General features: G+C 37.7%; 12 protein-coding genes and 4 tRNA genes. 4 read left to right on the top strand and 12 right to left on the bottom strand.

Translation table 11 applies throughout. The features are described from left to right. Window positions 1-32 precede the first annotated feature (32 nt). The 7 genes from F984_RS06220 to F984_RS06190 form a co-directional block, all read right to left on the bottom strand. The gene (locus F984_RS06220; RefSeq protein WP_025469283.1) at window positions 33-1,790 is read right to left on the bottom strand and encodes a ShlB/FhaC/HecB family hemolysin secretion/activation protein; all 1,758 of its coding nucleotides are present in this window, start codon (window positions 1,788-1,790) and stop codon (window positions 33-35) included. A 188-nt stretch (window positions 1,791-1,978) separates the two neighbouring features. After that, window positions 1,979-2,052: transfer RNA gene (locus F984_RS06215), tRNA-Trp, on the bottom strand. A gap of 67 nt (window positions 2,053-2,119) precedes the next feature. Next, a tRNA-Leu gene (locus F984_RS06210) sits at window positions 2,120-2,204 on the bottom strand. Window positions 2,205-2,231: 27 nt separating this feature from the next. Beyond that, a tRNA-Trp gene (locus F984_RS06205) sits at window positions 2,232-2,305 on the bottom strand. A 53-nt stretch (window positions 2,306-2,358) separates the two neighbouring features. Continuing rightward, a tRNA-Leu gene (locus tag F984_RS06200) sits at window positions 2,359-2,443 on the bottom strand. Window positions 2,444-2,545: 102 nt separating this feature from the next. After that, a complete protein-coding gene (locus F984_RS06195) occupies window positions 2,546-3,352 on the bottom strand; it encodes a protein kinase domain-containing protein (protein ID WP_004707899.1) in 807 nt (268 codons plus the stop codon). Beyond that, window positions 3,339-4,847 carry a DUF3336 domain-containing protein gene (locus tag F984_RS06190; protein WP_002049303.1) on the bottom strand — a complete coding sequence of 503 codons (1,509 nt, stop codon included), beginning with the start codon at window positions 4,845-4,847 and terminating at the stop codon, window positions 3,339-3,341. The genes F984_RS06195 and F984_RS06190 overlap by 14 nt, the downstream gene beginning before the upstream one ends. 178 nt (window positions 4,848-5,025) lie before the next feature. Here F984_RS06190 and F984_RS06185 point away from each other — a divergent pair, with 178 nt between their 5' ends. Next, window positions 5,026-5,907 carry an ATP-binding protein gene (locus tag F984_RS06185; protein ID WP_002049146.1) on the top strand — a complete coding sequence of 294 codons (882 nt, stop codon included), beginning with the start codon at window positions 5,026-5,028 and terminating at the stop codon, window positions 5,905-5,907. Between the two features lie 101 nt (window positions 5,908-6,008). After that, complete coding sequence (locus tag F984_RS06180) at window positions 6,009-7,112, top strand: DUF6670 family protein (protein WP_004707896.1); 1,104 nt, start codon at window positions 6,009-6,011, stop codon at window positions 7,110-7,112. 2 nt (window positions 7,113-7,114) lie between these two features. On the opposite strand, the gene tsaD is transcribed toward F984_RS06180, so the two are convergent. After that, complete coding sequence (tsaD, locus tag F984_RS06175) at window positions 7,115-8,125, bottom strand: tRNA (adenosine(37)-N6)-threonylcarbamoyltransferase complex transferase subunit TsaD (protein ID WP_004707894.1); 1,011 nt, start codon at window positions 8,123-8,125, stop codon at window positions 7,115-7,117. A gap of 145 nt (window positions 8,126-8,270) precedes the next feature. Between tsaD and rpsU the strand changes: the two genes are divergently transcribed. Together rpsU and F984_RS06165 are read left to right on the top strand one after the other, a co-directional pair. Then, window positions 8,271-8,486: a 30S ribosomal protein S21 gene (gene rpsU, locus F984_RS06170; RefSeq protein WP_001136722.1), complete on the top strand. Its 216-nt coding sequence runs from the start codon at window positions 8,271-8,273 to the stop codon at window positions 8,484-8,486. A gap of 26 nt (window positions 8,487-8,512) precedes the next feature. After that, the gene (locus F984_RS06165; RefSeq protein ID WP_004700591.1) at window positions 8,513-8,959 is read left to right on the top strand and encodes a GatB/YqeY domain-containing protein; all 447 of its coding nucleotides are present in this window, start codon (window positions 8,513-8,515) and stop codon (window positions 8,957-8,959) included. A 99-nt stretch (window positions 8,960-9,058) separates the two neighbouring features. Here the strand turns inward: F984_RS06165 and F984_RS06160 are convergent, their stop codons facing one another. The 4 genes from F984_RS06160 to F984_RS06145 form a co-directional block, all read right to left on the bottom strand. Then, window positions 9,059-10,486, bottom strand: a complete 1,428-nt coding sequence (locus F984_RS06160; RefSeq protein WP_080631601.1) for a M48 family metalloprotease — start codon at window positions 10,484-10,486, stop codon at window positions 9,059-9,061. 144 nt (window positions 10,487-10,630) lie between these two features. Continuing rightward, the gene (locus tag F984_RS06155; RefSeq protein WP_004707888.1) at window positions 10,631-11,596 is read right to left on the bottom strand and encodes a 2-hydroxyacid dehydrogenase; all 966 of its coding nucleotides are present in this window, start codon (window positions 11,594-11,596) and stop codon (window positions 10,631-10,633) included. An 11-nt stretch (window positions 11,597-11,607) separates the two neighbouring features. Beyond that, window positions 11,608-12,261, bottom strand: coding sequence for a hypothetical protein (locus tag F984_RS06150; protein WP_004707887.1), 654 nt, complete (start codon window positions 12,259-12,261; stop codon window positions 11,608-11,610). Window positions 12,262-12,361: 100 nt separating this feature from the next. Continuing rightward, on the bottom strand, window positions 12,362-14,251 hold the full coding sequence (locus tag F984_RS06145) for a M48 family metalloprotease (protein ID WP_004707885.1): 1,890 nt from the start codon (window positions 14,249-14,251) through the stop codon (window positions 12,362-12,364). Window positions 14,252-14,258 lie beyond the last annotated feature (7 nt).

The following is a 14,258-nucleotide window of genomic DNA, read 5'->3' as shown; positions in this document are numbered from 1 at the left end:
ATCAAATAAATATGTAATTGGGAGAGGATGTATTAATAAGTCCAGTTCACGCTAAATCCAGTCGTGTAATCATCTGTTTCGAAGTGATCTGGTTTTTTCAACGGCGCTCCGACAAAGGTGTCATAATTCAAACGCAAGGGAGCAATTTGACCACGCAACCCAATAACTGCACCTAATAAACTCGTGCCTGGTAAAGGATTCGGATAATATGCAGTTTTTCCACCAACCTCTCCGTAATCGATACCTGCGTACCAAGAGTGGGGTTTATTCATGATTGAGCCACTCAGTTCATTGCGAACTAGAAATCCATTATCGGCCAATAAAGTTTGCTCACCATCAAAACCTCTTACGGTATAACGGTTTCCAATTGAAAATCTGTCTTGAGGAGTTAAAGGTTGATTGCTGTGTTGAGTACGCCATTCAGCTAGATATTGCAGATTTTGCTGACCTACTTTAAAAGGAACTTGTAAACTGGCATTGGCTTGTAAAATCCCCACACGCGTATAAGCTTCACCAAAGTCTTCTTCTGGTGCTCTCATCGCATTCAACCAACCTGTACCACGTTTATAAGTCAGATTGCCGCTTAAAGTAGCATTAGAAAAATATTCGATATGATCAAGAGTTGCTTTCCAACCCGCAGTTTTACGGCGTTGTACTTCAACTTCTACATCATTAATATAGTTTTGTGATTCACGATACCACCCCCCAAAACCTAAAGTTGTTTTCCGGTGCGCATCTCGATAAATCACCCGAGTTAAATCTGCATTAATGAGTTCACTTTTACCGCTATATTGATAAGTTTCACTACTTCCAGCGACTGTTTGCAAGTAATTAGAGCGACTATAACTGGTTGAAAATAGCCAATAATCAAATGGAATGGTATAGCTTGCATAAAAGCCATCAGTACCATGTTTACCAGAGTTTCCACCGCCTAAATCATGGTTATAGCTGACATAAAACAGATCATTTAAAGTCAGCACATGATCAAGTGATAAAGTCGCTGTACCTTGATATTTTCCTGTCGCCTCACTCCCTGAATCATCAACCCCTATATGTAAGCGATAAGGTTTAGCCTGTTGCCAAGCCAAAACCACATCACTATAGCCTGGTTCTTTTTTTTGTTCTGCTGGCTGGATTTTAAAGTCAACTTCAACCGTTGGCACTCGTTTAAAGTTTTCTAAACCTTGTTCCATATCACGAATATTTAACAGCTCACCAGACTTCATTGGTAAAGCATTCCATAAATGTGCACGTTTAGAAGTACCCTCAGCAAACTTAATCTGATCCACTCGTCCCGGAATAACACGAACACGCACACTACCAGATGCAATATTTTGTTGAGGAAGCAAAACTCGTGTGGTTACATAACCGTTTGCTATAATTTTATTTTGTACAAGATCAAGGGCTTGGTTTAGTCCATTTACCCCTAAACATCTTCCAATAATATTGTTCTTGCCAGTCGTAATAACATTAAAATCTGATATGAATTGATGGGCTTCTTCACTTTCTAAAAGTATTTTCTTAATTTCAAAACAAGGGGTTTCACTGTTAGAACGTAAATATTGTAATTGCTGAGCTGAAATCTTATTTTGTTCTTGCCCTAGATTTACGTTTACATTCGGCTGAATTTGTTTTTCTAATGCAGTGTCACGCTGTTGTTGTCGAATGGTTTGGTCAGCCTGAATTCTCTGGCCAATCGGATCACCTGAGTCCGCAGCATAACTTAAGCCCCCCATTAGCGATAAGCAGATGAATAAGACGCTTTTATTAAATTTTTTATAGTTCAACATATAAATCAAATCAAAATTTACTTTAATTAATCATATTTTAACAAAACATTAACAAAGTAAAAATACTTTATACAGATTAGTCTGTATGAAATTAAATTTTATTTAATATAAGTAATAATTTTTAAGAAAATTTAATTAGAAAATATACGAGACAAAAAAAGCTCCCGTAACAGGAGCTTTTTGAATCTTGGCAGAGGATCAAGGATTCGAACCTTGACGAACGGTTTTGGAGACCGTCATGCTACCATTACACCAATCCTCTATATGCATAATTAAACCCTTTAGATTTAATCATAAAAAAAGCAAGATCATCGTCTTGCTTTTTTCAATGGTGGGGGCGAAGAGACTCGAACTCTTACACCTTGCGGCGCTGGAACCTAAATCCAGTGCGTCTACCAATTTCGCCACGCCCCCATCTGGGACATTTATTTAAAATAAATGTGGCAGAGGATCAAGGATTCGAACCTTGACGAACGGTTTTGGAGACCGTCATGCTACCATTACACCAATCCTCTTCCAAGATTTAAATGATTTAACATTCAAATCAACTTTAAGTCTTAACTTAAAGTGGTGGGGGCGAAGAGACTCGAACTCTTACACCTTGCGGCGCTGGAACCTAAATCCAGTGCGTCTACCAATTTCGCCACGCCCCCGATGGCTGTGTATATTAGCGATAAGATCTAACAGTGACAAGTGTTTTTTTTCTAAAAAAAACTGACCGTGTAAATTGTATACAGATACTAGATCAATGATTTTTATAAGTTTGAGAGAGCATTTAAACAATTGATTGCTTCAAATGCATTTGAAAATCGATTTTTCTGCTGTTTTTGCAATAACCCCACCAGTAACGGGTAAAAAATTTGAAATGAATCTGGTAATTGAATGTTTAAGTTTTGGCAATGCAATACAGCCCAGTCATGATAAGTGTTTGCTTGTAAACGTATTTGACTTAGCCATTCATATAAAACAACTCCAAAAGCATATAAATCGCTTTGTATATTCTTCCTAGTTCCATGGAACAGTTCAGGTGCCATATACCGTGGTGTAGCATCAATGTTTGAATCAGGAGTAGTTATAAGCCGTGCTTTTTCAAAATCGATTAAATAAAGTCTTTGCTCAAACTTTCGAAAGTGTTCTTTTTTAATATCGCCATGAATCCACGCTAGCTCATGAAGTTCTGCTAAAGCCATAAGCGCTGTATAGATCATCTCATGAATATCTTTTAAATTTTGCTTTTGATCTAACTCATCAAACCAGCAATCGGTGCCTGGCAAAATTAATACTTTCCCTTTAAGCAGTTGTAGTGGGGAAATAATGTCAGCATCAACTATTTTAAATGGCAAAATCCAATTTATATTTTTATGCTGAATATCTTCATAAAATTGCAATTCATGCAAAAAATCTTGCTCACCTTGAGCATGTACATGCGGCACTTGATATTTTAGCCAATATTGATGAGCATCTATAGAACATGTCCATAGATGCCTTCCTAAAGCTGAACTTTTAGGTTTCGTTACGCATTTTAAGTGTTCTATATGAGAAGCAAAATCATGCTTCAGCATAATAAGACTCTGGCTGTTGTTTCTTTTCTTCAAAACGTAAAACTTCTAAACAATGCTGAATTGTTTTACCAATACGCGCATGAGTTTCTATAGAAGATATTTTCGGCCAAGTCGCACGCTCACCTTCTCGCTGTAATCGTTTAAATAAATGTGGACGAGGGTTTTGTAACGTATAGGCATAATGTTTTAAGCTATATTTGGCAATAATATTAACATCTCCATAATATCGCTGCCCTACTACACCATATCCGTGATCAAGCAATCTCCTTACTGGAGAAATGGCTCCTAATCTTTGACGGGTAAAATCCATTATTCCCATCGAAAGCACTTTACCTTGGCGTCTTAAAATACGTTCTGGCCAACTTAAAACATCCTTACGGAAACGGTGTGCATCATCTTGCATAAATGGCACAACATGCGGATTCACTTGACTAGCAATGGTGTAATTTAAATTATAAAGCCTTGCCATTCTTTCTTGTGGGAAGTCACTACGCACACTGCCATCTACCCATTTAGTGTTTGCCATATACGGCGTATGTTCACCATCATAACGCTTACTGGTTAAACGCACAGGCGGAAATAAAACTGGTACAGCACAAGAAGCCAACACAGCACTCCAAACTAAAACATTGGGTGTCATAATTGCATTCATAATCCGAGGATTTTCTGTTGCATCGTACGGCGCAACAGCGACATTAATATTCAAACCTGATTTTTTGAATGCTTCTTCAAAAGTAAGATCGCCCAAATTTTCAATGAGGAATTTTTTTAAATAGTGGACATCTGCAATACCACCATTCCCTTTTATAAGTTCACGAAGTTTTCTAAAGTGAAACGCATCACTAAAAAATTGCTCGCCATTTAACAAATTTTGAATATCTTCACTGGCAGAAATTCCCAACATACCAGTCATAATAGCGCCCGCACTTGAGCCTGACAGTACCTTAGGCATTAAATCTTGTTCAATTAGAGCTTTACATACACCAGTATGAAAGAGACCTAAAGTTGCACCACCCGAAAACATAAGAGCAGGCTGACCATAAGCTTTTTCACAATTTTCAAAAAACTCGATTTTTTCTTTTCTTTGAAACGTAATACATTCACTAGATGCAATATAAGCCAAGCTTTGACTGACTTCTTCAATATAATCTTCAATTAATTTTTTTGTGCCTACATGTGTGGCAGCAAACAACATAGGATGACCAATATTTGCAATATCGTAGGTTAGCCCTTCTTTTAAAAGATAAATCAAATCCAGAGTACGGTGTTGCTGACGATATCTTTTCAGTAAAGTGTAACGATAAGAAATGAGCTCGGCATCGAAGTAAGGCGAACTATTATCAAACTTCCACTCTTGTGCACCTGTTTCTTCATCCAGTTTTAATGCAAAAGACTTCCATTCTTCATAAGATTCAGCCATGTCTAATTGACGTTGTAATTTTTTGATACGGTAAGCCTGATGTGGATTCATATCACTTCGTATTTTTTCAAACATATTTCGTCCTCATCTTCACAGATGATTTTACTGAATAGACATGACAACACTATGCGCGGTCTGAACATTTCAATCAATTGCAAAACCGATAAACTGCATTACCAGTATCTTTTTTGTCAGCTTGCAAATTTCGGTGTTAGTATCCTAGTAAATTACTGTTTAACATGATTGATTAACCATGGCTACCATTGATTTACCCGACAATTTAGTTCAAACCTTATCACTTGTATTAAATCAGTTACAGCAGGTCTTACCTGAACCGAAGCAAGAAACTGATTTCACTGCACCAGCTTTTAGATGGGAAAACCAGCAACTTAAAGCCATTTATACGCCTAAGAATATTTATCTTGATGACTTAAAAGGCATCGAACGTCAAAAAGAAAAAATTATTCAAAATACTTTGCAGTTTTTAAATGGCTTACCCGCAAATGATGTACTGTTAACAGGCTCACGTGGTACAGGTAAATCCTCTATTGTGCGTGCTTTACTCACAGAGTATGCATCTCAAGGATTACGTTTAATTGAAATTGAACGTGATGATTTAGCAGACTTACCAAAAATTCAAAAAATTATTCAAAACCGACCTGAAAAGTATATCGTTTACTGTGATGACTTAGCGTTTAATGCTGAAGATGAAAATTATCGTAGTTTAAAAAGTGTATTGGATGGTTCATTACAGTCAGGTTCAACAAATTTTATTATTTATGCGACCAGTAACCGTCGCCACTTGTTACCTGAGTTCATGCACGAAAACACACCTGTAACCAAAGTAGATGTGCCCCAATATACCGAACTACATCCTCAAGAAGCGATTGAAGAAAAGATCTCTCTATCAGACCGTTTTGGTTTGTGGTTATCTTTTTACCCAATGGATCAAAATTTATATTTAGAAATCGTAGAACATTATCTAGATAAAGCGAACATGCCTTTCAATGATGAAGTTCGAGCTGAGAGTTTACGTTGGTGTCAAATGCGTGGTCAGCGCTCTGGTCGTGCGGCTTATCAGTTTTCTAAGCATTGGATCGGTTTAAACGCTTTAAAAGAACTGTCTAACAGTTAAATAAAATGTCCCACAAAGCCTTAGCTTTGGCCTATAAACCGCTTAGCTTTGGCAATTGTTTTTCATAACCTAAATATAGATAGTTTTCTTTAGGTTTATATATGAAAAAACAATTGCCAAAAATTTCTCTAGTAAGCAAAACTGTTGCTAAAAGTTTGTTATTCGCACAAGGCTTTTTAGATCAAGCAAAAAAATATTCAACCCTTCCTTTTACTCAATCTTATATCATTCGCCCACGTGTTGACGAAAAATACTATAGCTGGACCCACTACGGAATCTTTTTTCCACTTTTGCCAGAACCTCATCGCTATTTAAATATTATGATTTTAATCGGTACGCCTGGCGCACTTGCATTTGATCATGATGATATTATTGTTGGAAACCCTAGAAAAACAGCTACTTTCTTTTCAAGTACAGCCGTACTTGAACAAGCGTTATTGAAAGCCTATATCATTCCCGAAGAGACAAAAATTAATAAAGATGGAAGTTTAATAGAACTTGGTCAGGAAATTTCAATTCAAGGAAAATTCCCTCAAATTCATATTAATGGGCGTTATGAGGGTCTAGATTTCGACTTTGATATTGATGTGACCTCACATATTTCATGGTTTATAAAAACACCAATCTATGATCATTTTAGTTTATTGGCAAAATTTAAAGGTTTTTTAAAATATCAGGAAAAACGCATTGAAAGTGAAGGACTTTGCACTTACGAATATGCTCGTGCAGTTGGTCTCCATTCATTCACAACTCAACTTATATCTGAGAACTATAAACTACCGCTTGATTTTTTCACTTATCAAATCATCAATTTAAATGAAAACACTCAACTTCTTCTAACAAAAGCAGATATTGTGGGGCAAACAGTAACCTATACCTTGCACATTAGACATCTTGATCGACCAGCTGAAATTTATACAGATGTTAGCTTTGATATTATTTCACACCAAGTTGATGACTTCATTTCTCCAACGGGCAAAAAAATGCGACTTCCCAAATACTTTTCTTGGATTGCCCGAAATGATGCAAAGCAAATTATCTTAAACATTCAGGCAGAAATTGACTGCCCATTCCGCTATGGTCATGGGCAAGGTTATGCAAGTGGTTATATATTTACGGGCCATTATTTGGGCAATGAAGTACAAGGTCGTGGTTATATCGAATATATAGATATTGAAAACCAACAAACCTTTGCAGATGAATAATTTTATTTAGGAATAGACAATTCTGTCATTGGCCAACGCGGTGTAGTCATGACAGCCAAGCCATCGTGTTGGCCCGCTTTTAAGCGCTGATAACCTGCAAAAGCAATCATTGCCCCATTATCAGTACATAAGGCAGGTTCAGCATAGTAAACTTGCGCTTTAATTTTGGCCAATGAAGTTTCCAACTGTTCGCGTAATCGTAAATTTGCACTCACCCCACCAGCAATCACTAAACGCTTAAGTCCAGTTTGCTTTAAAGCTTTTACCGATTTTTTTACTAAGGTGTCTACAATAGCTTCTTGGAATGAAGCAGCAATGTCAGCATCACGGTTTTCACCATTCAATTTTTTCAGTTGAACAGAAACTGCCGTTTTTAAGCCACTAAAAGAAAAATCTAGACCTTGATGAAGCATTGGACGTGGAAACTCAAATGCTAAAGGATCACCAGATAGTGCCAGTTTTGCGATATTTGGCCCACCCGGATATGGCAGATTCATCATTTTTGCAACTTTATCGAAAGCTTCACCGGCTGCGTCATCAATTGATTCACCCAATAACTCATATTGACCAATCGCATGAGCCGCCATCAATTGTGTATGTCCACCTGAAACAAGTAATGCTACAAATGGAAATTCAGGCGGTTGGCTTGAGAGCAATGGAGCTAACATGTGTCCTTCCATATGGTGAACACCGATGGCAGGCTTATTTAAAGAAAAAGCTAAAGTTCTTCCAAATAATGCGCCTGTCATTAATGCTCCCATTAAACCTGGGCCACGTGTATAAGCGACTGCATCAATTTCCTGTTTCTTAACACCACTTTGTTCAAGCAGCTGATTCATTAAAGGAATAAGCTTACGAACATGGTCACGAGAAGCTAACTCCGGAACCACACCACCATATTCGGCATGAAGTTTTATCTGGCTATAAAGAACCTGCCCCCGTAAGCCGAGTTCGCTATCATAAAGTGCCAACCCTGTTTCATCACAAGAAGTTTCCAAGCCTAAAACAATCATCAAAACTGCCTTTTATATGAGTCAAAATATTGCAATCGCTATTATAGACTTGTGATATGAGTTGTAAATGAGTAAAATACTGACCTTCACTTGTGATCCGGCGCAATGGTGTGCCTGATCTTATCCATAATCTAGAGGATTTTACATGCCACAAGTTAAGTTGAAAGAAGGCGAACCAGTTGACGTAGCTATCCGTCGTTTCAAACGTTCATGCGAAAAAGCTGGTGTTTTAGCTGACGTTCGTAAGCGCGAATTCTACGAAAAACCAACTCAAGAACGTAAGCGCAAAAAAGCTGCTGCAGTTAAACGCTACCAAAAGAAATTGGCTCGCGAATCTGTACGTACTACTCGCCTTTACTAATTAATTTGTGATTGACTGCTGAAATTATGACTACTTTAAAAGACCAAATTACTGATGCATTAAAAACTTCTATGCGTGCCAAAGATATGGCAACAGTGACGGTTTTGCGTAGTCTACAAGCAGCAATTAAGCAAATCGAAGTTGATGAGCGCATAGAGCTTGGCGACGCTCAGGTTCTTGCGGTCATTGAAAAGCAAATTAAACAACGTAAAGAATCGATCAAAGCCTTTGAAGGTGCTGGTCGTGATGATTTAGCTAGTAAAGAACAAGCCGAAGCTGAGATTATTTCCCAGTTTCTACCAGAAGCTATGACTGAGGAAGAGCTTGATTCTATCATTGAGCAAACGATTGCTGCTCAAGAAGCAACTAGCATGAAAGATATGGGTAAGGTGATGAATTCTCTACGTCCGATCATAGCCGGGCGTGCCGATCCTGCTCAAGTTTCAGCAAAAATTAAAGCTAAATTAGCTTAATCCCCTCCTCTCTTTATATACTCTTAGACTAAACTTTCATTTACTTGTCAGTTTAAGTATATCAGTGTGTTTGAAAAGCATAAGCTCAAACTACAAGCTCTAAATTTTCATTCGTCGCTCATCTTGCATTTGCTTTAATCGACCATCAATTTTAGCTGACATAGCTTGATTGCCTTTCGCTAGTCTTTGTGCATGTAGCATAGATTTAATCGCATTTTCTTCACTACCAGACCAATACTGTGCTTCTGCACGATATCGCAACACATTCACCGCTCTTAATGGTGACTCTTTATCTAAATTAGCGGCTTGCTGTAATAGTTGCCAGCCTTGAATATCTCTAGCATTTTTATTAATAAAACGCTGAACAAGTGTCTGTACTTGCGTATATTTGCCCTGACGCAACAACACCTCAGCCAACTTATAGCTAAACGCTTTATTTTCAGGCATAGTCATTTGCAATGGCGCAATCGAATTATAGGCCTGATCAAGTTTATTTTGACCCAAATAAATATCTGTTTGAATTAAAGAAACAAGTGGCTTACCACTAGATTTTACTTGATCTAAGGTTGTTTGAGCTTGGGCATAATCTCCTTGTTTAAGATAAAAAGCAGATAAAGCCAGTAACCCTGCGAGATTTTTTTGCGATGCCAGACTTTGCAATTGGTTTTCAGTCGCCTCTCCCGCAACCACCATGGTGTACCATTTTAAAATTTCAAAATCGACATCATATATTCGACTTTTAACTTTAGGCATCTGGTTTGCTCTTAAACGGGCCTCGCTCATACGTTCAGTCGTTAAAGGATGCGTAAGCCAAAAATCCGGCAGGAAACTTACATGACTTGTTGCTCTGTGCATCGTTTCAAAATAATCTGCCATACTTTGCGGGTTATAACCTGCAGCATACATATATTGCATTCCAATACGGTCAGCTTCACGCTCTTGATTACGACTATAAGTGAGCTGTTTATCCAGAAGTGCAGCTTGCGTACCCAACATGACTGCAGCTCCAGCATCCCCGCCTGCCTGAGCAGCCAAAGCCACACCTGCTAGCAAACCAGCCAAGCTTAAAAGAGTTTGTCCTTTAAAAGCCTCTTCTGAACGACTAAAGTGCCTTTGCGAAACGTGAGCAATCTCATGCGCCATCACTCCAGCAATCTCATCAATATTTCGAGCCGAGGAAATAAGACCTGTATTTAATGCAAATAAACCACCAGGAACAGCAAAGGCATTAATTTGTGGGTCTTTAATGACCACAAGCCCAATAGGTTGTCCAAGCTGTGTTTCAGCCAAGATATTAGAGAAAACTTGAAAAAACTGATCTTCCAACCATACATCCTGTATGACTGGCATTTGTTTATGCACTTCACGGAAAACTTTTTCACCGATAAATTTTTCTTTTTGTTGATCAAGTAATCCTATTCCACTACCAATATTCGGAATTTCAACCTGCCCAGAAGCTGGTTTTGAGTCAAAAGGATCAGCGTAAGAGGCATTTGTTATAAAAGCCAAACTTAAAATAACTGGCAAAAATTTCAAAAGTTCTTCTCTATTAAAAATTAAACTAACAAAAAAGCCCATTCATATAATGCTTGAGTTTCTTACATCATATGAGCAGGCTTTCACTATAACATTGAAAATAGACTATATTTGCAATGAAGTGTTATTCAATATTTATACGAAATTAGGGTTCACCAAATACCTTGGTGTTTTATCTTCTAATGCTTCTACTAAGTTTTTATAAGCTAAATTTGCCATTTTTTTGCGTGTTTCAGCTGTAGCAGACCCCACATGAGGCAAAGTAACAACATTTGGTAATTTAAAAAGTGCCGAATCTTGCAAAGGCTCTTTTTCATATACATCTAAGCCAGCAGCAAAAATAACTTCCTGCTGTAAAGCTTCAATAAGTGCCTGCTCATCAACCACTGAACCGCGCGCAATATTGATAAAGATAGCGTGCTTTTGCATCAGCTCAAATTGAGCTTTGCCCATTAAGGCTTTAGATTCTGCATTTAAATCAACTGCTGTGACTACAAAATCAGACTGTTGTAGCAACTCATCCAAACCTAGATATCGAGCATTCAATGGCTCGGCCAATTCAGGCTTTTCGCGTCGATTATGGTAAACAATATTCATGTTAAAACCATAAAAACCACGACGCGCAATTGCAGCACCAATATTACCAAGTCCAATAATACCAAGTGTTTTACCAAAAACATCCAGACCAAACTGCTGTGGCCCTACTGTTCTTTTCCATTCGCCTTGTTTAGTCCAGTGGTCTAAAAATGGTACTTTTCTAGCTGCGCTTAACAATAGAGTAAAGGCAAGATCCGCAGTAGTTTCTGTCAAAACATGAGGTGTGTTTGATAACCAGATTTTCTTTTGGTTCAAATAAGCAACATCATAATTATCATAACCAACAGTCACAGATGAAATAATTTTTAATTTTTGTGCTGGAGCAAGGTTACTTTCATTAAGTAAGCGTCCCGCGCCAATCATTCCATCAGCATCTACCACTTCTTGTCGTATCTGTTCATTGATATCACCCAGTTTAGGCTTTAATACGACAACATGATAATCCTGCTGCAACCGTGACAAAATCTCTTCATCAATTTGACTAAAAACTACAACCTTTTTCATGTATATCCCTACTACTCATTGTTATCTTGCATAAGTTGCCACAATCTTTTCTTAAGGAGAGGCTTATCTAACATTTCTTTTAAACTAGCTAAATGAATAAGATTTGCATGTTGAATATACGCACATTTACCTAAACACAAAATCTTTTTTTCTGCAGCTACAGCATCTAAGAAACCCTGAATATATGAACCCACACCGCGTTGATCTTGATATGCCGCTAAGGGAAAAGGCCATTTTAATTCAGCATAGTGACCCACTTTAGCCTTTTGTATATTTGTCCAAAGTTGTTTCTCTTCTTTTTCTAGTGCTGTCACATCAACAAAGATTACACACTTTTCAAGGCAATAAGCCTGCAACTCGAATGGAGCAATCGCCTCTTGCTCAACAGCAATCACAGGTTTTTCAATAACCCTTTCAGACTGCGGAACATCTCTAATTGCTATTGAAGGTTGCTCTACAACTTTAGGTGCTTCAGGCAACAAAGGCTTAGATGGCTTTTGTCCAAAAGCAGGAACATCTATTGTAGGTGTGATAATTGGTGTATGAGATTCAACAATCTGATCTCGCCATACAGCATGGGCATTATTTTTTTGGCACGCTTGTGTTCTAGGAATCCATATATCAATTCCTAAAGTTGCCAGTATATTTCTTTGCTGCCCAATCATGTTTAAATCAGTACCTCTAATCTACACACATTCTAACGGGCTTCTGACTTTTTTTCAGCGTTTTCTTTTAATGATCGCTAGTGGAAATCACATATGTCTCTTAAATAATCATAACGCTATTTTTCTTCTGCATTTGCTCTACAATTTCATCGGACTCAAAACCAAATCGCCAGTAGAGTAACTCCAGCACATCAAGTTCATCTTGAGTAATAATGCGGTCACTCCATAAACACATCTCAGCAATTGCCAAAATACTTAGACGGTCACGAAGTAAAAGGCCAGCAATGTCATTTAAAATTTCAGCCAAGTCTAAAGGCTCATCCGAAATTTCATCATAAATATGCATTTCATCTGGGTTAAGTAAAGAACGCAAAATACGCTCACGGACTTCCAACTGGTTTGGACTATTAATTTGCTGCACATGAAGTAACGCATCAATTAAACGAACTATTTGAGGTTTCACTTCTTCAAATGCTGTTGGCAAATGAAGTGGCATCAAGTTCAATTCATATTTGACCCGCTCTAATAGTAGCGCATCAAGCAGTCCGATCTCTCCATCTTCCTGAATAATAAGTGCTAGTTTTGTCAAAAATTGACGCGCAATACTTGCAGGCATATGGCCAATATTTTTACATGCGTCGTGAAATATCTGAATATGAATACGACCATCCAAATTAAGCAAAGCATCGACTATCGAATGACTTACAGGAGCTTCTTGCGGAATAAATTCTCGATATTGACGAATCATTAAAATCGCAACCATCACCTCACGTGAACCAGTGGCTGTTTGCAATGCACGCTGAATAAGTTCAGGGCGTTTTTTATTACGTCGGATATCACTACTTAAAGGCTTGATTGCATCATTTAATGCGAAGCTGATTGGAGAAAGACGTAATAATGGCAAAGGTTGTGGTGATGACCATGGAATATAGATTTCCGTCTCAGATTCTTCTAAAGAACGGAAAAGGCTAAATAAAGGCCTATTACGAAGTTTCTTTAAATTTTCTAATTGTAAATCTTGCAGTAAAGTGGGATTGAGTTCGTAAATACGCTCACGAATGCTCGGGTGAATATTCATCCAGCTTTGAGGGCTAAGTGAATTTGCAAAACACATATGTGCGATTGATTCAGAATAAGCACTATGAATTTGTGATCCTGAATGGTGAACATAAATACGTAATAATGTTTGGGTATTCGTACTATTTTTTAGCAACCGCATAGTTTTTTGGTCATTGCGAAATGTGCGGCCACTTAATGTTAAATATTTAATAAAGCGAGTGATTAAAACACCTAAACTTCCCGCTAACCAAATCACTCCACCAACAGCTACAAACACAGTCTCAAACTTATGCTTATAACCCGGACTGTAGCGCTTAAAACCTTGTTTTGCGAGCTTACTACCCCATTGACTGAAAGTCGTTAAACCGCTGTATAAAATTTTTAATTTAGTATTTTCTACAGCCTCACCAGATAAAATTTGGTTAAATTCATGACCCAGTAAACCATACAGCTCTAGTTCATCTAGATTCTGTAAAGCTCCCCAAGTCAAAATAATGACAATATCATTTGAGTGAAAACCAGCTGTTAATGCATTTACACCCACTTCATCAGGCAAAACATAAAGAGTTGGAACGTTAAGAGAAAATGTTTGCGCCAAATGTTCTGTAATTTTTAATGCCGCATGTTCTTCTGGTGTACTCTCGCCTTTTACCAAACGACGCGCTTTAAGCTGTTTAGCAAGGGAATGACCACCTTTACGTAAAATATAAAGCTCGGTCACCACCGACCAAACCATAATAAAAAGCAAAAGAGCAATAAAATAGGGACTTAAGGCATGCCACCAAATCGGTTGGCTATAATCAAAAAAATGAACAAGTAAACCTAAAATGAGATTTAAAATAAAAATAGTCAAAAGCACAGCGACCAAACACATAGTGATGGACCATGCCATATTTTTATTTTCGATTAAATAGTGGCTTACTTCTTTCAATGTAAAT

Origin of the sequence: Acinetobacter nosocomialis NIPH 2119, assembly GCF_000368085.1 — a bacterium.
GTDB lineage: Bacteria > Pseudomonadota > Gammaproteobacteria > Pseudomonadales > Moraxellaceae > Acinetobacter > Acinetobacter nosocomialis.
This window is presented reverse-complemented; position numbering and strand designations above follow the sequence as displayed.